This window comes from Microbacterium bovistercoris (assembly GCF_003387575.1).
GTDB lineage: Bacteria > Actinomycetota > Actinomycetes > Actinomycetales > Microbacteriaceae > Microbacterium > Microbacterium bovistercoris.
The window spans coordinates 119205-144102 of sequence record NZ_QUAB01000044.1; the positions used below are offsets into that span (position 1 = coordinate 119205).

The following is a 24898-nucleotide window of genomic DNA, read 5'->3' on the forward strand; positions in this document are numbered from 1 at the left end:
TCCCAGAGAACGGAGGACTCCATGGCCGGGAAGACGACGAGTGACGGGCTGTCCGCGCAGGAGCGTGCGGCGGTCAAGCAGCGCGCGCAGGAGCTGAAGCTGCAGGCGAAGCGCGAGAAGGAGGCCGGCAAGGCCGCGGCCGAGAAGGCCGATCTGGAGGCGAAGATCGCCGAGATGCCGGACGGCGACCGCGAGATGGCGCAGCGACTGTACGAGATCGTCACCGACACCGCCCCGGAGCTCGCACCGCGGCTCTACTACGGCCAGCCCGGCTGGGCGAAGGACGGCAAGGTCGTGGTGTTCTTCCGCAGCGGCCAGATGGACAAGGACCGCTACTCGACGCTGGGCTTCAGCTCGCTGGCTGAGCTCGACGACGAGGACGGGCTGTGGCCTTCTGCGTTCGCCCTGCAGGATCCGACCGAGAAGGCGTGGGCCGAGGTGACGGTGCTGGTGCGGAAGGCCGCCGGCGCCTGACCGCGGCGCTCAGAACAGAGAGCGCGGCAGCACGCCCTCGTGCTCGAGCAGCCAGCGCTTGGTGGCGAGACCTTCGCCGGGCGCTCCGCCGGAGTAGCCGCCCAGTCCGTCGCCGGCGACGACGCGGTGGCACGGGACGATCAGCGGGATCGGGTTCGCGCCCATGATGGAGCCGATCGCGCGTGCCGGCACCTCGGTGCCGCTGCGTGCGGCGAGCTCCCCGTAGGTGATGGACTCGCCGTGCCCGACGGTCTCGTACAGCGTCTCGAGCACCGCCCTGGTCACCGGCGTCTGCCGACCGAGGTCGATCGGCACGTCGAACGTGGTCAGGTCGCCGGAGAAGTAGGCGCCGAGCTGCTCGAGGGCGGCGCTGAGCACCGTGTCGGCACCGGATGCCGGGATGCTCGTCGTCCAGGTGACGCGCGTGATCGCGGTGCCGTCGCTCTCTATGCCGATCACGCCGACGGGGCTCTCGAGCAGGCCGAACGAGGTCATGTGCCGAGAGTAGCCGGGGTGTCCGACATCCGCTCAGCCCAACAGGTGCCGCAGATAGCGCCCCGGTTCGTCGAGGTACGAGCGCCAGTGACGCACCAGTTCGAGGTCGCCCCACTCGGCATCTCGCAGGCCCCACTCCCCGACCTCGAGTATGCGCGCGCCGGGGAGCGCGGCGAGCACCGGCGAGTGCGTGGCGCAGAGAACCTGCCCGTCGTCGTCGACGATGCGCTGCAGCACGGAGATGAGGCTCAGCGTCGACCCGAACGACAGCGCCGCCTCGGGCTCGTCGAGGCAGTAGAAACCCGGCCGCGTGAATCGGTCGTCCAGCAGAGCCAGGAACGACTCGCCGTGACTCATCTCGTGGAACGGGACGTCGGGTCCGCTCATCGACGGATTCGCCTCGAGGTACGTGTAGAACGAGTGCATCGTCTCGGCCCTCAAGAAAAAGCCCCAGCGGTCGGCGCCGACGCCGCGCTGGATGCGCAACCAGTCCGACAGCGGCGACTCGGTGGGCCGGGTGCTGTGCTGGGCCTGCCGGGATCCGCCCTCCGGCGACAGCCCGTAGGCGATCGCGATGCCCTCGACGATGGTCGACTTGCCGCTGCCGTTCTCGCCGACGAGGAACGTCACGCCCGGGTCGAGTTCGATCCCCTCGCGCAGCACCTGAGCGACTGCCGGGATGCTGGTGGGCCACTGCCCGTCGGGCTGCGGGGCGTCGTCGGTCGGGTGAACCGCGACCACCGGCTGCTGCCGTCGTCGCCCGCCGGGCTCCCAGAATGTGCTCACGCGCCCTCCCTCCCTGTCAGCGCGCCGGCAGGTCCATCGTCGCCAGTCGCACCGGGTCGATGATCGAGACGATGTCGACCAGCCTGCCGTCGGCGACCGTGCAGGACATCAGAGACATCGGCTTGCCGTTCGGACCCCAGACCAGGATGCCAGGCTCGCCGTTCACGCTCACGCGTCGCGCCTCGAGCCGCTCGGGGTCGCCGCGGCGCACGGCCGCGAGCACCTCGTTGGCGCCGATCCGCACGGTGTGCCCCTTCGGTGTGTGCCGATGCCAGGTGACATCCGGATCAAGGAGCGCGAGCAGAGCGTCGAAGTCCCCGCTGCGCGCCGCGGCCAGGAACGCGTCCACGACCTCACGGCGCTCACGGAGCGAGCCGGTCGGATGCGGCGTGCCCTGCACCTTGCGCCGCGCGCGGCTGGCGAGCATCTTCGAGGCATCCGTCGTCGTCCCGACGATCGTCGCGACCTCGGCGAACGGCACCGCGAACAGGTCGTGCAGCACGAACGCGAGCCGCTCCTCGGGACGCAGCGACTGCAGCACCACGAGCAGCGCCAGCCCGACCGAGTCGGCCAGCTCGGCGGCATCCTCCGGCCGTTCCTCGTCTTCGGTGACGACCGGTTCGACCCGCGACCAGTCGTCGAGCGTCTCCTCGCCGCGTGAGGTGCGCCGGCGCAGCATGTCGATGCAGATCCTGCCAGTCACCCGGGTCAGCCAGCCGCCGAGGTTCTCGATCTCGTCGCCGCTGTGGCCGGCCAGGCGCAGCCAGGTCTCCTGCACGGCGTCCTCGGCGTCGGCCCGAGAGCCGAGAACTCTCGTCGCCACCGCCACCAGCCGTGCACGGTGCTCCTCGAAGTCCGCGGCGAGTTCGTTCTCATCCATCTCGGTTACCTCCGGTCGGTGTCATCCGTCATCACTGTGACGCGCCCCGAGGGGCCGACGTAACGAGAAAGGCAAGCAGATGAACATCGCACTGTGGATTCTCACCGGAGCACTCGCCCTCGCCTATGGCGTCGGCGGCGCCAGCCAGATCCTGCTCACCAAGGCACGCTACCGCGCCTTCGGCGCCAGCCAGCACTGGGTCGACGACTTCAGCGCCGGGAAGATCAAGGCCATCGGCACGATCAAACTGATCGGCGTGGCCGGTCTCGTCCTGCCGCCGCTGGTCGGCATCATGCCCGAGCTCTCGCCCGTCGCCGCCTGCGGTCTCGCGCTGCTGATGTCGGGCGCGGCGACCACCCGATTCCGCCGCAGCGAATGGGCCTACATGGCAGGCGACACCGCCTACATGCTCGCCTTCATCTTCGTGGCCTGGGGCCGCTTCGTGCTCGCTCCCTACGGAAGCTGAGTCAGGGCCGCGGCGTGCGCACCCCGACCACGAAGTCGTCGAGGTGCGGCAGGTGCGCGCGCACGCTGCGCTCGGCATCCGCTGCGACGTCCGGATGCCCGGCAGCGGCGACCACGATCGCGTCGCCCTGCAGACGATGACCGACCCAGCGCAACCGGATCCTTTCAATGCTCAGCACGCCGTCGACATTCCCGATGGCGTGCTCGGCCCGGTCGACCAGCTCTGGCTCCACCCCGTCGAGCAGCCGCCGGCCGACGCTGCGCACCGTGCCGATGAGCAGCACGAAGATCGCAGCCGAGATGATCAGGCCGACGATCGGGTCGGCGAGCGGAAAGCCGAGCAGCACCCCGATCCCGCCGATCACCACCGCCAGCGAGGTGAAGCCGTCGGTACGGGCGTGCACGCCGTCGGCGACGAGCGCGGCCGAGCCGATGCGACGGCCGACGCGGATGCGGTAGATCGCGACAGCCTCGTTGCCGAGGAAGCCGATGACACCGGCGGCGATCACCCAGCCGAGGCCTGCCAGCGGCTGCGGGTGCAGGATGCGGTCGATCGACTGCCAGGCCGCGACGACGGCCGAGAGAGCGACGACGAAGACGATGAACAGCCCGGCGAGGTCTTCGGCCCGCCCGAATCCGTAGGTGTAGCGGCGGGATGCCGCCCGGCGGCCGAGCACGAACGCGATCCAGAGCGGCACTGCCGTGAGGGCGTCCGAGAAGTTGTGGATGGTGTCGGCGAGCAGCGCCACCGAGCCGCTGAATGCGACGACACAGCCCTGCAGCAGCGTGGTGATCAGCAGCAGGACGAGGCTGACCTTGAGCGCCCGGATCCCGGCGCTGCTGGCCTCCATCGCGTCGTCGATCGAGTCGGCCGCGTCGTGTGTGTGCGGCACGAACAGGCCGTAGAGGAAGCCTTTGAACCCGGTCGGATGTTCGTGTCCGTGCTCGCCGTGGGAATGACCGTGGGAATGATCGTGGGGATGATCGTGATCCGCGTGCGAGTGGGTGTGCGTGCCGGTCATGCCCCTGCCCGATCCTGGTGGTGGTGCCGCGGCACGCCGCCGAGGGAGTGCTCGGCCTGGAAGATCGCCGACGCCACGAGTTCGGAGGCGTGCTCGTTCTCGAGCCGGTAGTACACGCGCTGTCCGTCCTGACGGGTGGCGACGATCCGCGCCAGGCGCAGCTTGGCGAGGTGCTGCGAGACGGCGGCCGGCGACTTGTCGACGATCTCGGCCAGATTGTTCACCGACAGCTCACCGGCGTCCTGCAGGGCGAGGATGATGCGCACACGCGTCGCATCAGCCAGCATCCCGAACACCTCGACGGCCAGCTCGACGAAGGAGCTGTCCGGGCTGTATCCGCATCCCTGCTTATCTGCACTCATACGCAGATACTAAGGCGCGCCGGGGTCCGAGCGCGAGCCGATCCGCGACAACCTCAGCGCGCGTGGCTGAGTTCCGCGCGAGACCCCGAGACCGGCGCGAAACCCATGCTCGGCACGCGGGTCTCGTGCAGAACCCGGGAGGTCACCGGGATCTCAGTGGCCCCCACGACCTCGAGCACCGCGTCGAGCGCGGCATCCGACTCCAGCACTCTGCTGTGCCCTGACCCCTCCGTCTCGATCAGCGTGACCTGGTCGGGACGGCGCTGCGCGAGCCTGCGGCTCTCGTCGATGTCGGACATCCGATCGCCACGGTCGTGCACGATCGTGATCGAGAGATCGGCAGGCAGTTCACGTGCGAGCAGCTCATAGCTCTCGTCGAGGACGTAGCCGCGGCGGCGCAGCCCGGCGGCGAACCACGCCTCCTGCAGCCCTGTCGCCCGACCGCTGAGGCCCGTCATCCTCGCGAACTGCTCGGTGAGGTATCCGACCCGCACGATCGGCGCGATCGAGACGATGCGGTCGGTGATCCCGTCGTCCGCCGCAGCGGCCGCCGCGGCGAGGGTACCCGCCGAGTGCGTGACGATCGCGTGGAAGCCGCCCTCGCGGCGGGCGAGCGCGTCCACGATCGCGCGGAACTCGCCGAGGTGCGTACGGCGGCCCGGCGAGTCGCCGCTGGCCGGCGCGTCGAAGCCGATCACCCGATAGCCCTCGGCACGCAGCTCCCGCACGATCGCCGCGAACTGCGCTGCCCGCCCTCGCCAGCCGTGCACCACGAGCACCGTGCGCTCGCCTGCGCCCCACTCGTAGACGACGACGCGCCGCCCGGCGACGACGATGCTCTCGCGGCGAGCGGCCTCGTGGGTCGCCCGCTCGCGTTCGTGCACCGGGCGTCGGCGTCCGAGCCCGAGGTAGGCGGGATAGGTGAGACCTGCCGCGAGCGCAGGGGCGAGCTTGTCGATCGAGCGGATCATGGCGTTCATTTCCCAACCCTTCAAACAATACGGACGATCGTGCACTTACTTATGCGGACGATCGTACTGATACATTGAGGGCATGACAACCCCCGTCGACGGTCGCCGGGCCAGAGGCGATCGCTCCCGCCAGGCCGTACTCGCGGTCGCGACCAGGAGCGCTTCGACCGACGGCCTCAACGGCGTCTCGATCGCCCGGCTCGCCGCCGAGGCCGGGGCCAGTAAGAGCGGCGTCGCCGCACTGTTCGGTTCGAAGGAACAGCTGCAGCTCGCGATCGTCGCCGACGCCAAGCGGGTCTTCACCGAGGTCGTCGTCGATCCCGCCCGCATCCATCCCCGCGGCCTGGTGCGGCTGCGAGCGCTGGTGCGGGCCTGGATCGACTACTCCTCCGACCGCACGTTCCCCGGCGGCTGCTTCTTCCTCGCGGTCTCGGCCGAGTTCGCCTCGCACCCCGGCCCCGTGCACGACGCGATCTCGGATGCGATGGATCTGTGGCGTTCGTACCTCGAGATCTCGATCGCGCAGGCGATGGACGACGGCGACCTGCCGATGCTGGAGGACGCCGCCCAGTTGAGCTTCGAACTCGAGGCGCTGCTCTCACAGGCCAACCGCACCTCGCTCATGCACGGCGGCGACCTGCCCTATCGCCGTGCCGAGCGCGCGATCGTCGAACGCCTGCGAGACCTCGGCGCGGTGCAGGCGTCGCTGGAGATCGAGCTGGGCCCGCGCCCGGCGGTAGTCTGAAAGACGCTGTCTGCGCGACCCGAGAAGGACGGATGCCGGGATGCCTGCCGATGTGAACCCCCGAGTCGAATCGACGCGCCGCGCGAGCCGTGCGCGCGTGGTCACGCTCGCACGGATCCTGCTGCCCACCTGGGACGGGTCATTGGCCGCGCTGACCACTGAGCTGCGCACGGAGGCGGGGCTCTCGGACGGCGCCTTCCGGACCCTCTTCCCCACCGACAGCGCCCTGCTGCATGCGGTGGATCTCGAGCTGATCGAGGAATGCGCGCAGCGTGTGCGCTCTGCCGCGGAGACGTTCGACCCCCGCGAGCACGACGGTGAGGACCTCGTGCTCGCCCTGTCGATCGCGCTCGCGGAGGCGCGGCCGCTGGACTGGAGCTCGCTCACGATCCGCCTGCGGGAGCGCCAGCTTGCGGCATCCACCGGCGCGCGCAGCGAGGACGTCATCGAGTCGGAGCGCGCGTTCCTGCCGGCCCTGCTGGATGCCTTCGAGCTGCTGCTCTCGCAGATCGGGCGCGAGTTCGAGTGGCAGCCCGCCCTCGGCGTGCGCGTGGTCATCCTGACCTACGAGCGCTCCTTCGAGTCGTGGATCATGTCGGGCGGCGACGAGAAGTCGTTCGCCGGGTCGCCGTTCGTGCGGCAGACCCTTCCGGCGCTGCTGATCGGGGTGAGCAGGCCCGTCGCGGAGGCGTGAGGCTCAGGCCTCCGCCGAGGCCCTGATCGCCAGCGCGACCGCCTCGATGCGGGAGTGCACGCCGAGCTTCACCAGCAGGCTCTGCATGTGCGCGCCGACGGTCTTGATGCTGATGCCGAGCGCGGCGGCGACCTGCTTCTGCGACAGACCCTCGGTCGTGAGCGTGAGCACCTCGCGCTCGCGCTGCGTCAGGAGCGAGAGCGGACGCAGATCCGTGGTGGCGCTGGGCGTGCGTCTGGTGCGCTCGATCAGCCTGCGTACGCGGGCGAGGAACTCCTCCGCATCCATCGCTTCGGCGGCGTAGTCGTCGGCGCCGATCAGCAGGCCCGCGACGACATCTGCGGGGGTGGTGCGCTCGGCGGAGACGAGCACGGCCGGCATGGCCGGACCGTAACGGTCGCGCAGCTCGCGCAGCAGTCCGAAGCCGCCGTCCTCGACCTCGAGGATCGAGACGACAGGCGGGTGCGACGGCAGATCCGCCGTGGCGCCCTCGGCATCGGGATACGCGCGTACGGGCAGCCCGAGCCTGCCCAGCAGGCGCGCATAGCCGGGGCTCACGTGTTCGCCCGCGACCAGCAGCGCGTACGCATCGTCCATCCCCAGGGTCCCATCGCGTCGGGCTGTGGAGAGACGATCACCTTAAGGGGTTTTCCCCAGCCCCTGATGCGCACATGCCCGATGGTCGCGCCCCCACGACGTTTCTAGTGTAGGCCGCATCACCTTACTGGGGAAAGGGGATGGACCCATGTCCATACGCATGCGACGGCGCATTCTCGCCGCCGGTTTCACAGGCTGTCTGGTGGCAGCCCTCACCCTGGGCGGAGCGGTCGCGGCGAACGCCGCGGACGGACCGTTCCTGATCGACGGGAACGTGCCCGACGCCGGCGCGACCGAGCTGCTGGACCCGACCGGAAACGTCAAGGAGCTGGGCCCGCTCAACTCCAGCACCACGAAGATCGGCGTCATCCACGACGACGCGGTGCCGACTCTCGGCATGACGAACCCGAACGCGCAGGTCGACCTGCGGCGCGCGTGGATCGACACCGACAAGGATGAGGAGACGCAGCACGACTGGCTGTACTTCGCGTGGGAGCGCGATTCGAACAACGGCAGCGGCTTCATCTCCTTCGAGTTCATGCACAAGAAGGCTCCGGATGCCTGCGCCTACGGCGAGGTGTCCGACGATTCCCTGATCGCGAGCTGCAACCCGTGGGCGAACCGCACCGCCGGTGACTTCATGATCCTGTGGGATCAGCAGGGCAACAGCACGGACCTGTACCTGCGCACGTGGACCGGGCCCGACGACGACCACCTGACGCTGGGCGCACCCGAGCTGCTGAACGAGGAGGAGTCGGACGCGAAGTACGGCGCCCTCAACTTCCGCGGAGAGGCCGCTGTCGATCTGACCGCGATCCTGTCGGACGGCGTGCCGCAGTGCCTCGTGCTCGCGAACGTGATCCCGAGCACCGTGACCGGCAACTCCGACACCGCCGACTACAAGGACACCGTGCTCGCGCCGGCACCCGAGCTGAGCAACTGCGAGTCGACGACGGTCACCACGCCGAAGACGGCAGAAGGTGCCGACATCCCCTCGACGTTCACGATCGACAAGGGCGTCGTGGGCGTGCGCGACTCGGCGAAGGTCGATGTCAGCGGCGGCGAGCCGACACCGACCGGGACCGTGTCGTTCTGGCTCTGCAAGGTCGCCGCCGGGGCGCTGTGCACCGCCGGCGGAACAGCCGTCGGCACGACGAACGTGACCGGCGCGTCGTATCCGGTGACGGTGCAGTCGCCCGTGGCGTACGTGACATCCGCCGGCGACTACTGCTGGCGGGCGGAGTACAGCGGAGCGCCGACGCTCGGCATCCCGTCCTCGTCGGATTCGACGTCGGGCGAGTGCTTCACCGTGAAGCCCGTGACTCCGACACTGTCGACGGATGCCAGTGACGACGTGTTCCTGGGTGGCGAGGTCTTCGACTCTGCGACCTTGACCGGTACGGCCACGATGCCCGCCGACCCGGTGATCAACCTCACCGGCGCAGCAGGTCCGAAGGACAACGGCGGCATCGTGTTCACGCTGTACGGCCCGAGCGACTCCGCGTGCGGGGCGAGTGTCTTCACGTCGCCCAGCGTGACGGTGAACGGCGACGGAACCTACGACAGCGCGAAGTTCGCCCCGAAGCCCGCGGGCACGTATCACTGGGCCGCGGCGTACACGCCGGGATCGGTGAACACGAAGCCGGCGACGCACAACACCGACTGCACGGATGTCAAGGAGAACGTGGTCGTCAAGTCCGTCGCATCCTCGATCAGCACCGGGCAGACCTGGATCCCGAAGGATTCTGCGACGGTGAGCGCTCCGGCCGGCGGCACTCTCGCGGGAAGCGTGCTGTTCGAGTTCTTCACGAACGCCACCTGCACCGGGACGGCCGCGTGGAGCCAGGCGGTCGCGGTCGCGGGAGCCTCGCCGCAGACGGTGTCGACGGGGAATGCCCCGGCGCAGACCGCGAGCGGTGACTTCGCCTGGCGGGTGACCTACGACAGCACGAACGCGGCTCAGCGGGACATCCCCGCCAGCTGCCACGAGGTGTCGAAGGTGACCATCACGAACGGAGGAACGGTCAGCAGCCCGTGACGGTGGCTCGGATGGTCGGATGCCGAAGGGTCCCGCGGCGGAGGTCGCGGGACCCTTCGTCTGCGAGTAGGGTGCTCGCATGCCCGCGGATGATCGCAGTGAATGGACCGCGACGACGACTCGGGACCGTCATAGTCCACATCACGAGCGACGAGCTCGTATCGATCACGGATGACGGACGCGGAGCCGACACCCGAACCGATGCCAGCGGGAGCGCGGCGCGAAAGAGCGCGCGCCAACGACGCCGCTCAGGCCGCGAGCGTGTAGCGGGCGAGCCCGCCGAGACGTGGGGTGCGCGCCGGATCCACGTAGGGCGGCGGAATGAACCAGACGCGCGCTCTGATGCCGGTGCCGTCGATGCGGATGTCCCAGCCGTTGTCGTGGATGCGGTGATGACAGGTCTCGCAGAGCAGGATCCCGTTGTCGAGGTCTGTCGGACCGGCATCACGCTGCCACCATGCGATGTGATGGACCTTGGTTATCGCGGGCGGCAGCCCGCACATCGCGCAGCCGCCATCCCGTTCGACGAGCGCGAGCTTCTGCGGACGTGTGAAGAGGCGCCGCTCCCTGCCCCAATCGAGGATCTCCCCGTCGGAGTCGAGCACGCACGGGATGACTCCGCCCGATGCCGCCATCCGCCGCACTGCGGCGATGCTGACCGGCTGATCCGAGCCGTCCACCGTTCCGAAGCCGGTGCCCTCGGTGAGATCTCCGAGATCCACACGCACGACCACGGTCGCACCGGCGAGGGCCGGCCTTTCGCTCTCGCAGCCGAGCAGGTGCGCACAGAACTCGCTGAGCGCGTCGGCCTGCAACTGCGCGACGGTGCGATGGTCGGCATCGGGGGCGTCGGGATCGACGGCCTCCTTCCGCGCACCGAAGGCCGCGTTGACGTATCCGCCGATCGCGGCGCGGATCGGGGCACCGGCCTCGATGTCGAAGACGCCGTTCACGTGCAATGCTCCGTCGCGCTCGAACATGGTCAGCGAGCGCCGAGCCCGCACTTCGTCCTGCTTCGGCTCGACGCCGTCGGGATCGAGGTGCGCTTCGACGCGGGTCATCAGGCGACGCACGTCATCGAGCGACATTCCGATCGACTGGTCCGCGAGGAGAGCCTCGGCCTCGTCGATGCGGGCACGGTCCACCTTCAGCCGCAGTCGGTCGAGCAGCCCGATCAGCAGGGCCGCGGCCTGCACACCCAGCTGTCCGCAGGCCAGCCGCTCCTGCAGCGCCGGGTACTTCGCCGGAAGGCGATCGCCGATCAAGTCGGTGCGTGCGGCCGTCGCCTCACCGACCTTCACCAGCCGAGAGGCATCCCCTGCGGAAGTTCCGGTCGTCGTCGCGATCAGTTGCGCCGCGTTACGGTAGCCCTGCTGTCTGGCCAGCGATTCGGGGCCGAGTTCGACCCGCGACTCATGCGCGATCTCCGCCGAGACCTCTGACTGCAGCGCCTCGACGAGGCGGCGCAGGACCCCGAGGGCGTCGTTCGCCGCCAGCAGCCGACCCCGATCGAGATGTGTCGCGTCACCGGCGCCCGCCCAGGCCGCGTCGACGCGGTCGATCGCGTCGTGCAGCGGGACCAGGTGCTCTGTCATGATCACAGTTTAGCGCGATCCGATTCGAATGTCGAACTTTTCTTCGAATCAATCTCATCGGCGACCTTTCGAGTTACCAAATCAGAACAGCGATCAGCGCAGATACTCTGCTACGCGATCCGTAACAAAACCTTCGCCCACATTCGCAGATTTCTTCGATAGTCGTCCAGGGCAGTCCCCACTCGTCCCGAAGCAGCCCGTGGTGTTGTACGGCGTCGGCGCCACCCGCTCGGGCACGAATCGTCCTGCGGGGATCTGGAAGACGAAGGCCGCGGCGAGTGCGAACAGCAGGGCGATGCCAGTGAGCCAGGCGAGGCCGCGCCTCCGAGCCACGAGAGCGACCGCCAAGGATGCGGCGACCACCAGGAGAGCGCCGGTCGCGGCGAACTCGTAACGCCCGATCTGCTCGGACGCCGGCAGGGGCGCCGGCTCCCAGATCGAGAAGTACGTCTGAAACCAGATCATCGGCAGCGCGAAGGCGAACGTTCCGCCTACGGGGCAGGACGCCCCGCCGCGTGGAGCGCGGATCACGCACATTCGCTGAAGCGCTCCGCCTGCGCCGCCATGTCCTGATCGCGTGCGCCGATCACCCCGGCCCGTCCGGATGCGCCAGGTCGTACGCGCGCGCCAGCTTCTGCGGCACGACCATGCGCCACGCATCCACGACGAACTCCCGCGCCTCGGCGGGGTCGAGTGCCGCGAGGTCGGAGCGCACCCAGTGGAACCGCATATCCGAAGGCGACGGCATCGAGAACTTGTCGGGCTGACCTCCGACGAGCCCTTCCCTCATCTCCTTCGGGAAGCCGAACTCCATGGTCCGCTCGTCGGCCGAGAACGCGACGTACACCAGCTGACCGACCCGGAACTTGATCCGCCCGCGCACGAGCACCTCATACGACCGCTCCAGGGTCGAGCCCAGAGCGCGCACATCAGCGATGGTCGCCATCGCCTCAGGATAGGCGCGGGAATCGACACGCGCATCGCGACGTTGCATCCCCTGTCGACCGGAGCGCCCGGCGACGAGAAGGGTCACGATGAGCAGCATCCGCACGGTCGGCATCCTCGGCGTCGGCAAGGTCGGCACCGTGCTCGCGCGGCTGGCCGTCGCCGCCGGCTACCGCGTGCTGATCGCGGGGTCCCGCGCCCCGGAGCGGATCGCGCTCACCGTCGAGGTGCTCGCGCCCGGGGCGACGGCCGTGCACGCCGACGACGCCATCCGCGAGGCCGACGTCGTGCTGCTCGCGCTGCCGCTCGGCAAGCATCAGAACCTGCCCGCGGACCTGCTCGAGGGCAAGCTGGTCATCGACACCATGAACTACTGGTGGGAGACCGACGGCATCCGCGACGACCTCAGCGACCCGCGCACGTCGACGAGCGAGATCGTGCAGGAGTTCCTCGCCGGGGCTCGCGTCGTGAAGGCCCTGAACCACATGGGTTATCACGACCTCGACGCCGAGGCCCGGTCTGCGGATGCGCCGGGGCGCAAGGCGATCGCGATCGCGGGCGATGACGCGACGGATGTCGCCGACGTGGCCGCCTTCGTCGACGACCTCGGGTTCGATCCGGTGCTCGCCGGCCCGCTCGCCTCAGGCGCGGTACTGCAGCCCGGCAATCCGGCGTTCGGCGCGAATGTCGGCGCCGACGAGCTACGCGGGATGATGGATGCTGCCCCGCAGCAGCATCCGGTTCCGATCGGCTGAGGGGCGGCCTCACCCCGCCGCGTCGAGCGCTCGGCGCACCTCGCGTTCCTCCTCGTCGGCGAGGCCCGCCTGTCGCGGCACCTCGCGCGTGAGCTCGTAGCCGAGCGTGTCGGCGAGGGTGTCGGCGAGCGGGCGCGTCACCAGCCCGGCGGCTCGCGCACGGTCGGTGCCCAAGGTCGCGAACCAGCGCCACTCCGGGTCCGCGATCCACAGCGGCATCGACCTCGGCCCCATCCATTCCGCGACGCCGAGCTCGGTCATCCGATCGAGGGGGATCAGGCGCAACGCCGCCGAGCTGTGCGCGACCTGCCTCGAGGCATCGAGCACCTCGCCGAGCGTCGTCTTCGGACCGGTCGCGTTGAACACTCCGTCGATCCGCTGCTCTGCGGCCGTGACAAGCCAGCTCGCCAGATCGCGGACGTCGATCAGCGCGACCGGGAAGCCGAGATCGTCCGGCGCGATGACGTCATCACCGGTCGGAGACGCGAAGCGCCATGGCCAATAGCCGGTGCGGCCCGACGCATCGCCCGGCCCGCCGATGAGGCCGGAGCGGACGATCGTCGCGGAAGCCGTGGCTCCCGAGACCGCACGCTCGCAGGCGACTTTCGCGGGTCCGTAATCCTCCATCGACTCCATCACGTCACACTCGAGCGGCTCCAGGAGCGGTGAGTCCTCGGACTGCTCCGGCCGGTCGAATGCGGCGTAGACGTTGCCAGTCGACACGAAGACCCAGTGCCGGGTGTCGAGGTCGCGAACAGCGCGGCGCACCTGGCCGGGTTGACGCGACACATCGATGACGGCGTCCCAGCGTCGGCCGGCGACGCCGACGAGTCCGTCTTCTTCATCGCGGTCGGCAGCGATGAAGGTCACGCCGGCGGGCGCGGGTTCGGTGCCGCGCGCGAGGCAGGTGACGCCATGCCCGCGCGCGACAGCCTCGTTCGCGATCGCACGGCCGAGGAAGGCGGTGCCGCCGAGGATCAGGATGTCCATGCCACGATGCGACCACGACGCATCCTGCGCTGTCCAGCGATTCCGCTGTGAGCGGTATCGGCGACGGCCCGGGTCAGGCGGCGGCCGGCGCTGCGTGCGTCGCCGAGGGGTCCGCGCCGCGACGCACGAGTTCCGCACGGGCTCGCTCCAGTCCGCCGTGCTCCAGACCGGCCAGCGAGGAGGTGCCCGACCATACGACCGCTCCCCTGCGCCGCACGGTCACCTCCAGCGTGCCCGCCAGGTGCTCCAGCGCACCGGCGGTGTTGCGCTCCTGCGAGGGCAGCGGAACCGGCAGCACGCACGACGCCCCGCGCGGCGCGAGCCCTGTGACCTCGATCGTCCACCCGAAGCCCCTGCCATGCAGCATCCACCGCTCGTCCTCGACGATCGCGCGCACAGGACTGATGCCGGGGTTGCCGAGCCGGACGACCTTTCCGCCCGGCAGTCGCACGACCAGGCCGGTGACCTCGGTGCGGATCGGCCCGGAATGCACCTGCCCGCCGGCGAACGCCACGCACGCATCCCGCTCGGCGAAGCCCTGGGCCTGCCCCCACCACCAGGAATCGGGGAACCCCTCGCGACCCCAGTTCTTCTCGGCATAGATCTGCGCGTCCCTCAGCTGCCAGGTCTCGTCGCCGACGATCACGGTGCCGTCGACGCGTCCGCCGAGCAGCCACGGATGCCAGTACTGGTTCAGCGCGGGCACGGACTGGAAGATGCTCGATCCGCCGAAGGCGCGATGCGGCCACCGCAACGGGTCGTCGATCGTCACGTCGAGACGTGCATCCGGCCCGAGGTCGACGCGCAGGCGCCGATCATCGCCGCTGAAGGCATCACCCGCGAACGCGCCGACACCGCCCCGGTCGGCGGATGCCGTCGGATGCTCGGCCACGCGCAGGAATCCGCCGGGGTGCGCGGCGAACCCGAGGGTCGCCCAGGGTCCGTGCGGGCCACGGTTGACGCCGTTCAGGGCGATGATCACACGGCCGCGCGCGGAGTCGGTGATGCGCCAGAAGTAGCCCTCCATCGCGACGCCGGGGTGCGCGGGCAGCGGGCTCTGGAACGGGAGGTCCGCTCCGGTCGATCGGTACCACGCGCGCAGGCCCATGTAGTGAGATTCCGCCCGGTCAGATCGCTTGTCAATGAGATCGCGCTCCGAGCTCGGATGGACGGACAGCTTCGGCTTCGCGCTTGTATGTACCCTTGTTGTTACGTACCCTATCAGTTACACTAGCCGCATGAACGAGATCCTGCTGGCGCTCGCCGACGAGAATCGCCGCACCGTGCTCGAGATCCTGCGAGACCATCCGGCGACGTCCGGCGAACTGGCGCAGGCCCTCCCGATCGCCCGGCCCGGAGTCTCCCGGCACCTGCGCGTGCTGCGCGAGGCGGGGCTGGTCGAGGTGCGCCCCGAGGCCCAGCGCAGGATCTACAGCCTGCGTCCGCAGGCGCTCGCCGAGATCGACGAGTGGCTGGATCGATACCGGGGGCTGTGGCAGAACCGCCTGGACGCCCTGCACACGGAGATCAGTAGAGGAAAGAAGGCACGGAGATGAACATCATCGGGACGATGAGGACGCTCGACGAGACCCGAGGCGCGATCCGCGTCGAGGATCTCTACGACACGGACGTCGACGACCTCTGGGATGCCTGCACAGCACCGGACCGCCTCGCGCGCTGGATCGCCCAGGTCTCCGGCGACCCGCAGCCCGGCGCGACGGTGCAGGCGACATTCACCAGCACCTGGGCGGGTGCACTGAGAATCGACGCCTGCGAGAAGCCGCATCACCTGCTGCTCACCGCGCAGCCCGGCACGGACGAGGAGGGGCAGATCGAGGTATGGCTCACGGCGGAGGGCGCGCGGACCAGACTCATCGTCGAGGAGCGCGGCCTGCCGATCGGTGAACTCCCCTTCCACGGCGGCGGCTGGCAGGCGCACCTCGAGGACTTGAAGCGCTCCCTTGAGCTGGACGGGCCGGCACACGAGGACGGCTGGTCCGAGCGCGAGCCCGCGGCGATCTGGCACTCGCGCTGGACGGAGCTGACCCCGGCGTACCGCAACATCAGCACATTTCCGTGATCAAACCGTTGCTTTTCGTTACCTCGCCGTTATAGAGTGATCGCACGGTGAATGTTTGCTGTGGCATCCACCGCATGTGATTGCAGGACCTCTTGGTGCAAGGGACAAGGGCCGGTCGGGAGCCTCTCCGACCGGCCCTCAATCATGTCCGCGCTAATCTGTGATGATGACCGATCGCCAGCTCGCCCTGCAGGCGTGGGAGAGCCTCTTCCGCGCCCAGCACGAGCTGTTCGCCGAGATGATCACCGACTTCGACGGCGCCGACATCACCCAGGCCGAGTACGACGTGCTGCTCACCGTCGTACGCTCCTGCGAGATGACCGCGCGCCTGCGCGACGTCACCGCGAACATGCTCATCAGCCAGCCCAGCGTCTCGCGCCTGGTCGACCGGATGGTCAGCCGCGGCCTCATCACCAAGGCGGCCGACCCCGAGGACGGCCGCGGCTCGCTGCTCACCGCCACCGAAGACGGCGCGCGCACGTTCCGCGTGCTCGCCGCCTCGCACGGCCGCTCGATCGCCGAGAAGATGTCGAGACTGGATGCCGAGGAGCAGCGAACCCTGCTCGCGCTGACGGAGAAGCTGCGCGGGCTGTAATCCACAGGGGACTTCTCCCCACTGCAGCATCCCGTCGTATCTGGCAGGGTGGGTCCCGAGGGAACTCCACTGGGGAGTTCAGGCTGGAGGGCCCCTTGGAGATCGCCGCGCTCGTCGGAATCCTGATCACTGTCGGAATCGCACTCGCATTCGTCGTCGTCCTTGTCGGCATCGTCGCCCTGTTCGCGCGCAGCTGGATCAAGGTCGCGCGCGCCGATGAGGCGCTCGTCATCTCAGGTCGCAAGCAGAAGGTGCAGCGCGCCGTCGTCAACAGCGACGGCAGCACCAGCTCGGAGATGGCCGAATCGCCGGTCACGGTCATCGTCAACGGCAAGGCCGTGGTCAACCCGATCACCCAGCGCCACGAGATCATCTCGCTGCGCTCCCGCCAGGTGTCGCTCAACGCCGAGGCGCAGTCGCTCGACAGCGTCACGCTGAACGTCGACGGCGTCGCGATCGTGAAGATCGGCTCCGACCCGCTGTACGTGCGTCGTGCCGCCGAGCGCTTCGCCTCGCAGGACAAGGCCATCGAGCAGTTCACCACCGAACAGCTTGAAGGCGCGCTGCGCGGCATCGTCGCCACGCTCTCGGTCGTCGAGCTCATGCGCGAGCGCAAGAAGTTCTCCGACCAGATCGCGTCCGACGTCTCCCAGGAGCTCGCCGAGCAGGGCCTGATCCTCGACTCGTTCCAGATCAAGGGCATCACCGACAAGGTCGGCTACATCCAGTCGCTCGGCGCCCCCGAGATCCAGGCCAAGCGGCAGTCCGCCGAGATCTCGCAGACCAACGCCGACCGTGCGATCAACCAGAAGAACATCGCCAACCAGGAAGCCAACCTGATCGAGCAGACCGCGCTCGACACGAACACGGCCAACGCGAACGCCGGCATCGGCCGCGCCCGCGCCGAGGCCGAGCAGGCCGAGCAGCTCGCTCGCGCGCAGGCCGAGCAGGCCGTTCTTCAGCAGCAGGCCGAGAACAAGCAGGCCCAGCTGGATGCCGACGTCAAGCGCGTCGCCGACGCGCAGCGCTACGAGGCCGAGACCCGGGCTCAGGCCGACCTGTTCACGCGCGAGAAGGCCGCCGAGGCCGCTGCGATCGAGCAGGTCAAGCAGGCCGAGGCCCGCACCCGGATCGCCGAGCAGCAGGCGCAGGCCGACAAGGCCCGTGCCGCCGGTGAGGCAGCCGCCGCAGAGGCCAAGGCCGCCGGTGAGGCCAACGCGCTGCGCGCACAGGCCGATGCAGAGGCCGCCGCCCGCCGCGTCCGCGCCGAGGCCGAGGCCGCCGCCATCCGCGCCGAGGGTGAGGCCCGTGCGGCCGCCGTCGAGGCCGAGGCGAAGGCCATCGCGTCGAACCAGGAGGCGTTCCTGTCGCAGCGCGTGCTCGAGGTGCTGCCCGCGATCATGGGCGAGTTCGCCAAGGGCTACGCGACGATCGGCAACGTGTCGATCATCGGCGGCTCCGGCGAGGACGGCGCGTCCAGCGTCGTCGGCGGCGACAACGCGAAGGCCATGCGCGCCGTTTTCGACAGCGTCAACGCCGCGACCGGTCTCGACCTGGCCGCCATCATCCAGGGTCAGGCCGTCGGCCGCGGCTTCGGCGCCGGCGTCGCCCAGGCGTCTGAGGATGTTGCGCCCGCGGCGCCCGCGCGCCGCACGGCGGCGGTCGAGGTCGAGCCCGTCGTCGAGGACTGAGCTTCACACGCACGGAGGGCGCGGATGCTGCGGCATCCGCGCCCTCCGTGCGTCTGCGAGCCGTGCATCGTCCAGAAGAGGACAACAACGGAGAACAGGACACACGCGCGGCATCCGTCCTGTCCTCACGCGATCTCCTGTCTTCGGCAAACGGGTCCGCCGCGCGAGAGACTGGACGGGTGACTTTCGACCTGGCGAGGATCGGCGACGGACTCACGTTCGCCGGCGCACTCGACGACCTGAGCTCTGCGCTCGACGCGAACTCGGCCGTGGTCGTCAGCGCGCCGCCGGGCACCGGCAAGACCACGCTCGTCCCTCCCCTGCTCGCCTCCCGCACGACGGGGCGGATCATCGTCACGCAGCCCCGCCGGGTCGCCGCCCGCGCCGCCGCGCGGCGGCTCGCGCAGCTCGACGGCTCGCCGCTCGGCACCCGGGTCGGGTTCACCGTCCGCGGGGAGCGCTCCGTCAGCAGGGACACGCGGGTCGAGTTCGTCACGGCCGGCGTGTTGCTGCGCCGCACGCTGGATGACCCGGGCCTCGACGGCGTGAACGCCGTCGTCATCGACGAGGTGCACGAGCGCGCCCTGGAGACCGACCTGCTGATCGGTCTGCTCGGCGAGGTGCGCGAGCTCCGAGAAGATCTGGTGCTGATCGCGATGTCGGCCACACTCGACGCGGCGCGCATCGCCGAGGTGATCGGCGACCCGGCCCCTGTCGTGGAGCACACCGTCTCCGCGCATCCGCTCACCGAGCGCTGGGCGCCGAGCCCGGTGCCCCGGCTGGACGAGCGCGGCGTCACCCGTGGCTTCCTCGACCATGTCGCCCGCACCGCGGCATCCGGCGCGCGCGAACTCGCCACCGGCGACACGCTGGTCTTCGCACCCGGCGCGTGGGAGGTCGCCGAGATCGCCCGGCGCCTGCGCGACGAGGCCCGCGGGTTCGACGTGCGCGAGCTGCACGGGCAGATCCCCACCGCCGAGCAGGACGCCGTGATCCGCGGCCGGGCGCGGAGCGACGAGCCCCGCATCATCGTGACGACCTCTCTGGCCGAGTCCTCGCTCACCGTGCCCGGTGTGCGCCTGGTCGTCGACAGCTGCCTGTCGCGTTTCCCGCAGCGCGATGCGGGCCGCGGGATGAGCGGGCTCGTCACCGCCGGCGCCGCACGGTCGTCCTGCGTGCAGCGCGCCGGACGCGCCACCCGACAGGGGCCAGGCACCGTCATCCGGTGCGTGGACGAGCGCACCTACGCGGCGGCTCCGGCACGCCCCGCGCCCGAGATCGCCACGGCGGACCTCACGGATGCTGCGCTGCTGCTGGCCTGCTGGGGTGCGCCGGGCGGGGCGGGGCTGCGACTGATCGATCCGCCGCCCGAAGACGCGCTGGCCGAGGCGCAGACCGTGCTGCACGATCTCGGCGCGATCGACGACGACGGTCGCGTGACGTCGGAGGGGCGCGCGCTGGCCCGCATCCCCGTCGATCCGCGACTCGCGCGCGCACTCGTCGAGGGCAGCGAGCTCGTCGGCGCGCGTCTGGCATCGGAGGTCGTGGCGCTGCTCGGCGGCGACTTCCGCGTGCCCGAGGCCGACGTGGCCGCGGCGATCGTCACCCTGCGAGGCGGCCGTGGTCCGGATGCCCGCCGCTGGGCGAAGGAGGCCGAGCGCCTGCGCCGCTTCGCGCCGTCGTCTCCACACGGTTCCGGTCCCAACGGTTGCGGGTCCGCCGCCGAAACACCCGCAACAGGTGAGACCGGAGCATCAGGGGGACCATCCGCCAGAAGCTCCGGTCCCAACGGATGCGGGTCCGCCGCAGAAACACCCGCAACGGGTGAGACCGGAACATCAGGGGGATGGGTGCGGGGAAGCGTCGACGACGCGGGCCTCGTGATCGGGCTCGCGTTCCCGGGGCGCATCGCCCGACGGGTCGAGCACACCGCCGACGGCGCCGTGTTCCTGCTGGCGTCCGGCACCCGCGCCGGAGTGCGCGGCGCGCTCGCCGGCGCCGAGTGGCTGGCGGTCGCCGACGTCGCCCGCGCATCCGGCCGGGCCGCTGCCGGCTCCGGCGCGCTCATCCGCGCGGCCGCCGTCGTCACCGAGCAGCAGGTCGAGCGCGCCGCCAGCCACCTGATCACCGACCGCGTCGAGGCGGAGTTCGTGAACGGCCGCGTCGCCGCACGCCGCGAGCGCAGGGTCGGCGCGATCGTGCGCGCCTCGGTTCCGGTGCGCGCCACTGCCGACGAGGGGCGCGCAGCCGTGCAGCGCGCCCTGCACCGAGACGGCCTGGGCGTGTTCACCTGGTCGGATGCCGCAGACGAGCTGCGCCGCCGTCTCGCCCTGCTGCATCGCGCGATCGGATCGCCGTGGCCGGACATGTCGGATGCCGCGCTCGCCGAGGCCCTCGACACCTGGCTCGGCCCGGAGGTCGACGCCCTCGCCGGCGGAACTCCCGTGGGACGCATCGATCTGGCATCCGCTCTGCGCCGGCTGCTGCCCTGGCCCGCCGCCGCTGAGTTCGACGCGCTCGTGCCGGAACGGATCGAGGTGCCCAGCGGGTCCCGCATCCGCATCGCCTACCCGCCGCACGACGACCCCACCGCCAGGCCGGTGGTCGCGGTGAAGCTGCAGGAGTGCTTCGGCTGGGCCGAGACCCCGCGCCTGGCCGGCGGACGGGAGCCCGTGCTGTTCCACCTGCTCTCCCCCGCCGGGCGACCGCTGGCCGTCACCGATGACCTCGCCTCGTTCTGGTCGGGCCCCTACGCACAGGTACGCGCCGAGATGCGCGGCCGGTACCCGAAGCATCCGTGGCCCGAGGATCCGTGGGCCGCGGCGCCGACCCGCCACACGAAGAACCGCGCGGCCCGCGAGGGCTGACTCGAAGGCGGCTCCGAGAATGTCGCGAGAGGATGCACTGTGACCTCCTCGTCCCCGAACCGCTCGCGCCGCCGCGGCATCCTGATCGGCGCGTTCGCGATCTATCTCGTGCTGCTCGCGTGGGTCGTGCTGTGGAAGCTCGAGGTGCCGTGGATCGGCGACGCCGCGGGCCTCGACAGACGGCTCAAGCTCGTCCCGTTCCTGGCCAGCGGAGACGCCGACGCGAACTCGCCCATCGAGATGACGATCAATCTCGTGCTCTTCGTGCCCTTCGGGCTGTTCCTCGGCGCCCTCGCGCCGAACTGGTCCTGGTGGCGGACCGGCCTTGCCGCGCTCGGCGCGAGCCTCGGGCTCGAGATCGTCCAGCACGCGATCTCGACGGGCAGCTTCGACACCGCCGACCTGATCGTCAACACCGCCGGGGCCCTCCTCGGCTGGGGCGTGTACGTCGTGGTGCGCAGAGCCGCGGGCCCGCGCGCGCCTGTCATCATGTCGCGCCTCTGCATCACGGTGACGGCGTTCACCCTCGTGGCCGTGGCGGCGTTCGTCGTCTCGCCGTTGCACTACGGTCCGCAGCGAGACGTCGTGGTCGAGCGCACGGGCCCGACCCCCTGAGCCGTCACCGCGCGGGCGAGGCCTCGGCAGCGCTCGCCGGCCGGGGATCCTGCTCCGGCAGGCGCCTGACCCGCGGCAGTCGTGAGGCGAGCGCGACGACGAGCTGGGCGGCGAAGACCACGGCCGCTGCCACCAGGCACCAGTCGAGTCCGGCGAGCGCCGAGATCACCGCGGCCAGTCCGGCCCCGAGCGGACGGGCGCCATACGTCGAGACGATCATCAGCGAGGACACCCGCCCGAGCAGCGGCAACGGTGTGACGGCCTGACGCAGCGACGTCGTCGAGATCGCCCACAGCACCGGCCCGAATCCGAACAGGAAGAACGACGCGAAGACGATCACGGATGAAGGAATCCAGAGCGTCGCCACCAGGACAACCGCCGCGAGAAGACCGCAGATCGGCCCGACGATCATCAGGACTCCGAGCGGGAGGCGATCCGAAAGCCAGCGCGCGGCGAAGGCGCTGAGCAGGCCTCCGGCGCCGGAGACGCCGAGAGCGATGCCCACGGTCGCCGGAGTCATTCCGACCCTGTCGATCGCATGCACGACGAAGACCGCCTGCACCAGGAACCAGCCGACGTTGAAGATCATCGAGGTGAGGATCATCGGCCGGAGCAGATCGTGCTGGAGTGCGAACCGGAGTCCTTCGCCCAGGCTGCGGAGCGCAGGTTCAGGATGCGTCGCCGCAGGACGATCCGGAAGGGCGACACCTGTGAGCAGAACGACCGCGGCAGCGCACACGACCGTCGCCACGATGAATGCGGTGCTCGCACCGGCGAGCGACACCAGCGCCCCGCCCAGCGCGGGCCCCGCGATGTACGCGGTGCTCCGCCCCAGTTCGATCCAGCGGTTCGCGTCGACCAGGCGCTCTCTTTCCACCACTGCCGGCACCGTCGCGGGGACTGCCACGCTGAACGCGACCGTGCCGATCGCCCCGATCAGGCCGAGGGCGAGGAGCGCGGGGAACGTGAGTGCGTCGAGCAGCAGCAGCGCGACGACGCTCAGCAGGGTGGCCGTGCGCAGCGCCTCGGCGCCCAGGAGGAAGGGGCGCGGCGAGTGCCGGTCGACCAGCAGCCCGAAGGGCATCGCCAGCAGCAGGAACGGCAGCGTCTGCGCCACCTGCAGCAGTGCCGTCTCCGTCGCTCCCGCGCCGAGGACGACCACCGCCGCGAGGGGAGCCGCCGCGAGCGCGAGCTGCTCGGCGGTGAGGGTGAGCGCGCTCGCCGACGACAGGCGGGTGAACGCGGCCGGGAGTGCCGTTCTGCGGGACATGGATCGATTCCAGCAGCGGAGCGCACCGGATGCTGGCGGAAATCGGACCACGCACCGTCGGTGTGCGCGTCGCCTCGCTACGGTGTGCGGCGGCGCAGCGTCAGGGGCGCGAGGACCAGGAACGCCACGGCGAACGCGACGACGATGAGCACGGGCTGCCAGACGTCCCAGCCCTCGTCACCGGCCGTCACCGCATTGATGGCGTCGATCGCATGGCTGAGCGGCAGCCAGTCCGAGATCGCGTAGAGCACGTCGGGCATCTCGTCGCGGGGCATGAACAGCCCGCCCAGGATGATCTGCGGGAACACCAGCACGGGCATGAACTGCACCGCCTGGAACTCGGTCTGCGCGAACGCGCTCGCCAGCAGCCCCAGCGCGGTGCCGAGCACGGCGTCGACCACCGCGACCAGGCCCAGCTGCCAGAGCGGCCCGTCCACGGTCAGCCCGCACACGTACACGGCGAACGTCACGGTTATCACGGCCTGCAGCACCGCCATCAGCCCGAACGCCAGCGCGTACCCGAGGATGAAGTCGGCCTTGCCGAGCGGCGTCGTCATCAGCCGCTCGAGGGTGCCCGACCGCCGCTCGCGCAGCGTCGTGATCGAGGTGATCAGGAACATCACGATGAACGGGAACAGCGCCAGGATCGCGCCGCCGAACTGGTCGAAGACTCCGTCCTGGTCGGTGAACAACCAGGCGAACAGGCCGACCAGCAGGCTCGGTGCGACCAGCATCAGCGCGATCGAGCGCGGATCGTGACGCAGTTGCCCCAGCACGCGCCCGGCGGTCGCGAACATCCGCCGCGGGTTCACGACGCTGCTCCCCGCTGCGAGCGCCTCGTCGGCGGATGCTCCTTCTCGTCCCGCGCGATCAGCGCGAGGAACGCGTCCTCGGCATCCGGTTCGCCGGTGTCCTCCAGCAGCGCTGCCGGCGTGGTGTCGGCGATCAGCCGGCCGTCGCGCATCAGCAGCAGGCGATCGCAGCGTCGCGCCTCGTCCATCACGTGGCTCGAGACGATCCCGGTGGTTCCGGCATCCGCGATCCGCCGGAACATGCCCCACAGCTCGCTGCGCAGCACCGGGTCGAGGCCGACCGTCGGCTCGTCGAGCACCACCAGCTCGGGGCCGCCGAGCAGGGCCGCCCCCAGTGACACCCGGCCCGCCTGACCCCCGCTGAGGTCAGCCACCTGCCGCTTCTCGTGGTCGCGCAGACCGACCTCGTCGAGCACGCGGTCGACGTCGCCGTGCGGTGCGCCCAGGACGGAGGCGAAGTACTGCAGGTTCTGCCGCACGGTCAGGTCACTGTACACCGCGGCGCCCTGCGTGCCGTATGCCACCCTGTCCCGCAGCGCGCGCGAGCCGGCAGACTCGCCGAGCACGGTGACCGTGCCGCCCTTCACCTTCTGCACGCCCACGATCGCGCGCAGCAGCGTGGTCTTGCCGCATCCGCTCGGCCCGAGCAGTCCCGTGATCTCACCGCGCGGGATGGTGAGGTCCAGGCCGTCGAACACGGTGCGGCGCCCGCGCCGCACCGTCAGTGCGTCGACCGTCACCGCCGCAGCATCCGTCATGGGTGAATAGTGCGCCCTGCGGACGCGTCGGTCAATGGAGCGCGCCGCATCCGCCGCACGTCGCCCCGCCGGGGGCTGCCCCGACACGTCGGGGCGACCGCCGCGAACACAATAGGATGGCGCTCATGCTCATCATCGGCCTCATCCTCTTCGGCATGATCATCGGCGCCGCCGCCCAGTGGCTGCTCGGCACCAGCAAGGGCAAGAAGGTCGACTGGGCGCTGGCCTGCGCCGCAGGGCTCATCGGCTCGTTCGTCGGCGGCCTGCTGATCAGCCTGCTCAGCGGCGATGGCCTCGAACTCCGCCCGAGCGGCATCATCGGCTCGCTGGCCGGCGCGGTGATCGTCACCGCGATCTGGGTCGCCTGGAACCGCAGCCGCGCGAAGAAGTGACGCG

The 24898-nt window shown here is 70.2% G+C and carries 28 protein-coding genes; 13 read left to right on the forward strand and 15 right to left on the reverse strand.

What is annotated here, in order from left to right; translation table 11 throughout:
- Nucleotides 1-21 precede the first annotated feature (21 nt).
- A complete protein-coding gene (locus tag DY023_RS12130; protein WP_116242593.1) occupies nt 22-474 on the forward strand; it encodes a DUF1801 domain-containing protein in 453 nt (150 codons plus the stop codon).
- 9 nt (nt 475-483) lie between these two features.
- Here the strand turns inward: DY023_RS12130 and DY023_RS12135 are convergent, their stop codons facing one another.
- From DY023_RS12135 to DY023_RS12145, 3 genes are read right to left on the reverse strand one after another with little or no spacing between them, the layout of a single operon-like run.
- The gene (locus DY023_RS12135) at nt 484-969 is read right to left on the reverse strand and encodes a methylated-DNA--[protein]-cysteine S-methyltransferase (protein ID WP_116242594.1); all 486 of its coding nucleotides are present in this window, start codon (nt 967-969) and stop codon (nt 484-486) included.
- A gap of 33 nt (nt 970-1002) precedes the next feature.
- Nucleotides 1003-1755, reverse strand: a complete 753-nt coding sequence (locus DY023_RS12140) for an AAA family ATPase (protein ID WP_116242595.1) — start codon at nt 1753-1755, stop codon at nt 1003-1005.
- Nucleotides 1756-1771: 16 nt separating this feature from the next.
- Nucleotides 1772-2635, reverse strand: coding sequence for a sigma-70 family RNA polymerase sigma factor (locus DY023_RS12145; protein WP_116242596.1), 864 nt, complete (start codon nt 2633-2635; stop codon nt 1772-1774).
- 79 nt (nt 2636-2714) lie between these two features.
- On the opposite strand from DY023_RS12145, the gene DY023_RS12150 reads away from it, so the two are divergent.
- Nucleotides 2715-3101 carry a DoxX family protein gene (locus DY023_RS12150; protein WP_116242597.1) on the forward strand — a complete coding sequence of 129 codons (387 nt, stop codon included), beginning with the start codon at nt 2715-2717 and terminating at the stop codon, nt 3099-3101.
- A gap of 1 nt (nt 3102) precedes the next feature.
- Here DY023_RS12150 and DY023_RS12155 read toward each other — a convergent pair whose 3' ends face one another.
- Genes DY023_RS12155 through DY023_RS12165 form a run of 3 tightly spaced genes read right to left on the reverse strand, consistent with a single transcriptional unit; the run spans nt 3103 to nt 5464 of the window.
- Nucleotides 3103-4122, reverse strand: a complete 1020-nt coding sequence (locus tag DY023_RS12155; RefSeq protein ID WP_116242598.1) for a cation diffusion facilitator family transporter — start codon at nt 4120-4122, stop codon at nt 3103-3105.
- The gene (locus tag DY023_RS12160) at nt 4119-4484 is read right to left on the reverse strand and encodes an ArsR/SmtB family transcription factor (RefSeq protein WP_116242599.1); all 366 of its coding nucleotides are present in this window, start codon (nt 4482-4484) and stop codon (nt 4119-4121) included. Before DY023_RS12160 ends, DY023_RS12155 begins: the two co-directional genes overlap by 4 nt.
- Nucleotides 4485-4537: 53 nt before the next feature.
- On the reverse strand, nt 4538-5464 hold the full coding sequence (locus DY023_RS12165; protein WP_116242600.1) for an alpha/beta hydrolase: 927 nt from the start codon (nt 5462-5464) through the stop codon (nt 4538-4540).
- 73 nt (nt 5465-5537) lie between these two features.
- Here DY023_RS12165 and DY023_RS12170 point away from each other — a divergent pair, with 73 nt between their 5' ends.
- Both DY023_RS12170 and DY023_RS12175 read left to right on the forward strand, forming a co-directional pair.
- On the forward strand, nt 5538-6200 hold the full coding sequence (locus DY023_RS12170) for a TetR/AcrR family transcriptional regulator (protein ID WP_116242601.1): 663 nt from the start codon (nt 5538-5540) through the stop codon (nt 6198-6200).
- Between the two features lie 40 nt (nt 6201-6240).
- Nucleotides 6241-6894, forward strand: coding sequence for a hypothetical protein (locus DY023_RS12175; protein WP_116242602.1), 654 nt, complete (start codon nt 6241-6243; stop codon nt 6892-6894).
- Between the two features lie 3 nt (nt 6895-6897).
- On the opposite strand, the gene DY023_RS12180 is transcribed toward DY023_RS12175, so the two are convergent.
- The gene (locus DY023_RS12180) at nt 6898-7491 is read right to left on the reverse strand and encodes a response regulator transcription factor (protein WP_116242603.1); all 594 of its coding nucleotides are present in this window, start codon (nt 7489-7491) and stop codon (nt 6898-6900) included.
- Nucleotides 7492-7639: 148 nt separating this feature from the next.
- On the opposite strand from DY023_RS12180, the gene DY023_RS12185 reads away from it, so the two are divergent.
- Nucleotides 7640-9529 (forward strand): hemagglutinin, encoded by a 1890-nt coding sequence (locus DY023_RS12185; protein WP_181905836.1) that lies wholly within the window; start codon nt 7640-7642, stop codon nt 9527-9529.
- A gap of 248 nt (nt 9530-9777) precedes the next feature.
- Here the strand turns inward: DY023_RS12185 and DY023_RS12190 are convergent, their stop codons facing one another.
- From DY023_RS12190 to DY023_RS12200, 3 genes are all read right to left on the reverse strand, one after another.
- Nucleotides 9778-11124 (reverse strand): HNH endonuclease, encoded by a 1347-nt coding sequence (locus tag DY023_RS12190; RefSeq protein WP_116242652.1) that lies wholly within the window; start codon nt 11122-11124, stop codon nt 9778-9780.
- Between the two features lie 93 nt (nt 11125-11217).
- Complete coding sequence (locus tag DY023_RS12195; RefSeq protein WP_147303303.1) at nt 11218-11589, reverse strand: hypothetical protein; 372 nt, start codon at nt 11587-11589, stop codon at nt 11218-11220.
- A 121-nt stretch (nt 11590-11710) separates the two neighbouring features.
- Entirely contained in the window at nt 11711-12070 is a 360-nt protein-coding gene (locus DY023_RS12200) for an MmcQ/YjbR family DNA-binding protein (RefSeq protein WP_116242653.1), read from the reverse strand.
- An 88-nt stretch (nt 12071-12158) separates the two neighbouring features.
- Here DY023_RS12200 and DY023_RS12205 point away from each other — a divergent pair, with 88 nt between their 5' ends.
- Nucleotides 12159-12824: an NADPH-dependent F420 reductase gene (locus tag DY023_RS12205; RefSeq protein WP_116242606.1), complete on the forward strand. Its 666-nt coding sequence runs from the start codon at nt 12159-12161 to the stop codon at nt 12822-12824.
- Between the two features lie 9 nt (nt 12825-12833).
- Here the strand turns inward: DY023_RS12205 and DY023_RS12210 are convergent, their stop codons facing one another.
- Together DY023_RS12210 and DY023_RS12215 are read right to left on the reverse strand one after the other, a co-directional pair.
- Nucleotides 12834-13814: an NAD-dependent epimerase/dehydratase family protein gene (locus DY023_RS12210; protein WP_116242607.1), complete on the reverse strand. Its 981-nt coding sequence runs from the start codon at nt 13812-13814 to the stop codon at nt 12834-12836.
- A 73-nt stretch (nt 13815-13887) separates the two neighbouring features.
- On the reverse strand, nt 13888-14922 hold the full coding sequence (locus DY023_RS12215) for a tocopherol cyclase family protein (protein ID WP_116242608.1): 1035 nt from the start codon (nt 14920-14922) through the stop codon (nt 13888-13890).
- Between the two features lie 130 nt (nt 14923-15052).
- On the opposite strand from DY023_RS12215, the gene DY023_RS12220 reads away from it, so the two are divergent.
- The 6 genes from DY023_RS12220 (at nt 15053) to DY023_RS12245 (ending at nt 21662) form a co-directional block, all read left to right on the forward strand.
- Nucleotides 15053-15370 carry an ArsR/SmtB family transcription factor gene (locus DY023_RS12220; protein WP_116242609.1) on the forward strand — a complete coding sequence of 106 codons (318 nt, stop codon included), beginning with the start codon at nt 15053-15055 and terminating at the stop codon, nt 15368-15370.
- Entirely contained in the window at nt 15367-15894 is a 528-nt protein-coding gene (locus tag DY023_RS12225) for an SRPBCC domain-containing protein (RefSeq protein WP_116242610.1), read from the forward strand. Before DY023_RS12220 ends, DY023_RS12225 begins: the two co-directional genes overlap by 4 nt.
- Nucleotides 15895-16060: 166 nt before the next feature.
- Nucleotides 16061-16489 (forward strand): MarR family winged helix-turn-helix transcriptional regulator, encoded by a 429-nt coding sequence (locus tag DY023_RS12230; RefSeq protein ID WP_116242654.1) that lies wholly within the window; start codon nt 16061-16063, stop codon nt 16487-16489.
- A gap of 95 nt (nt 16490-16584) precedes the next feature.
- Nucleotides 16585-18180 carry a flotillin domain-containing protein gene (locus tag DY023_RS12235; RefSeq protein ID WP_116242611.1) on the forward strand — a complete coding sequence of 532 codons (1596 nt, stop codon included), beginning with the start codon at nt 16585-16587 and terminating at the stop codon, nt 18178-18180.
- Nucleotides 18181-18359: 179 nt separating this feature from the next.
- Entirely contained in the window at nt 18360-21047 is a 2688-nt protein-coding gene (locus tag DY023_RS12240) for an ATP-dependent RNA helicase (RefSeq protein WP_245958680.1), read from the forward strand.
- 39 nt (nt 21048-21086) lie between these two features.
- The gene (locus DY023_RS12245) at nt 21087-21662 is read left to right on the forward strand and encodes a VanZ family protein (protein ID WP_116242612.1); all 576 of its coding nucleotides are present in this window, start codon (nt 21087-21089) and stop codon (nt 21660-21662) included.
- 4 nt (nt 21663-21666) lie between these two features.
- Here DY023_RS12245 and DY023_RS12250 read toward each other — a convergent pair whose 3' ends face one another.
- From DY023_RS12250 to DY023_RS12260, 3 genes are all read right to left on the reverse strand, one after another.
- Nucleotides 21667-22932, reverse strand: coding sequence for an MFS transporter (locus DY023_RS12250; RefSeq protein ID WP_116242613.1), 1266 nt, complete (start codon nt 22930-22932; stop codon nt 21667-21669).
- A gap of 77 nt (nt 22933-23009) precedes the next feature.
- Nucleotides 23010-23744: an ABC transporter permease gene (locus tag DY023_RS12255; protein ID WP_116242614.1), complete on the reverse strand. Its 735-nt coding sequence runs from the start codon at nt 23742-23744 to the stop codon at nt 23010-23012.
- Nucleotides 23741-24502 carry an ABC transporter ATP-binding protein gene (locus tag DY023_RS12260; RefSeq protein ID WP_116242615.1) on the reverse strand — a complete coding sequence of 254 codons (762 nt, stop codon included), beginning with the start codon at nt 24500-24502 and terminating at the stop codon, nt 23741-23743. The genes DY023_RS12255 and DY023_RS12260 overlap by 4 nt, the downstream gene beginning before the upstream one ends.
- Before the next feature lie 125 nt (nt 24503-24627).
- On the opposite strand from DY023_RS12260, the gene DY023_RS12265 reads away from it, so the two are divergent.
- Nucleotides 24628-24894: a GlsB/YeaQ/YmgE family stress response membrane protein gene (locus DY023_RS12265; protein ID WP_116242616.1), complete on the forward strand. Its 267-nt coding sequence runs from the start codon at nt 24628-24630 to the stop codon at nt 24892-24894.
- The last annotated feature ends 4 nt before the right edge of the window (nt 24895-24898 follow it).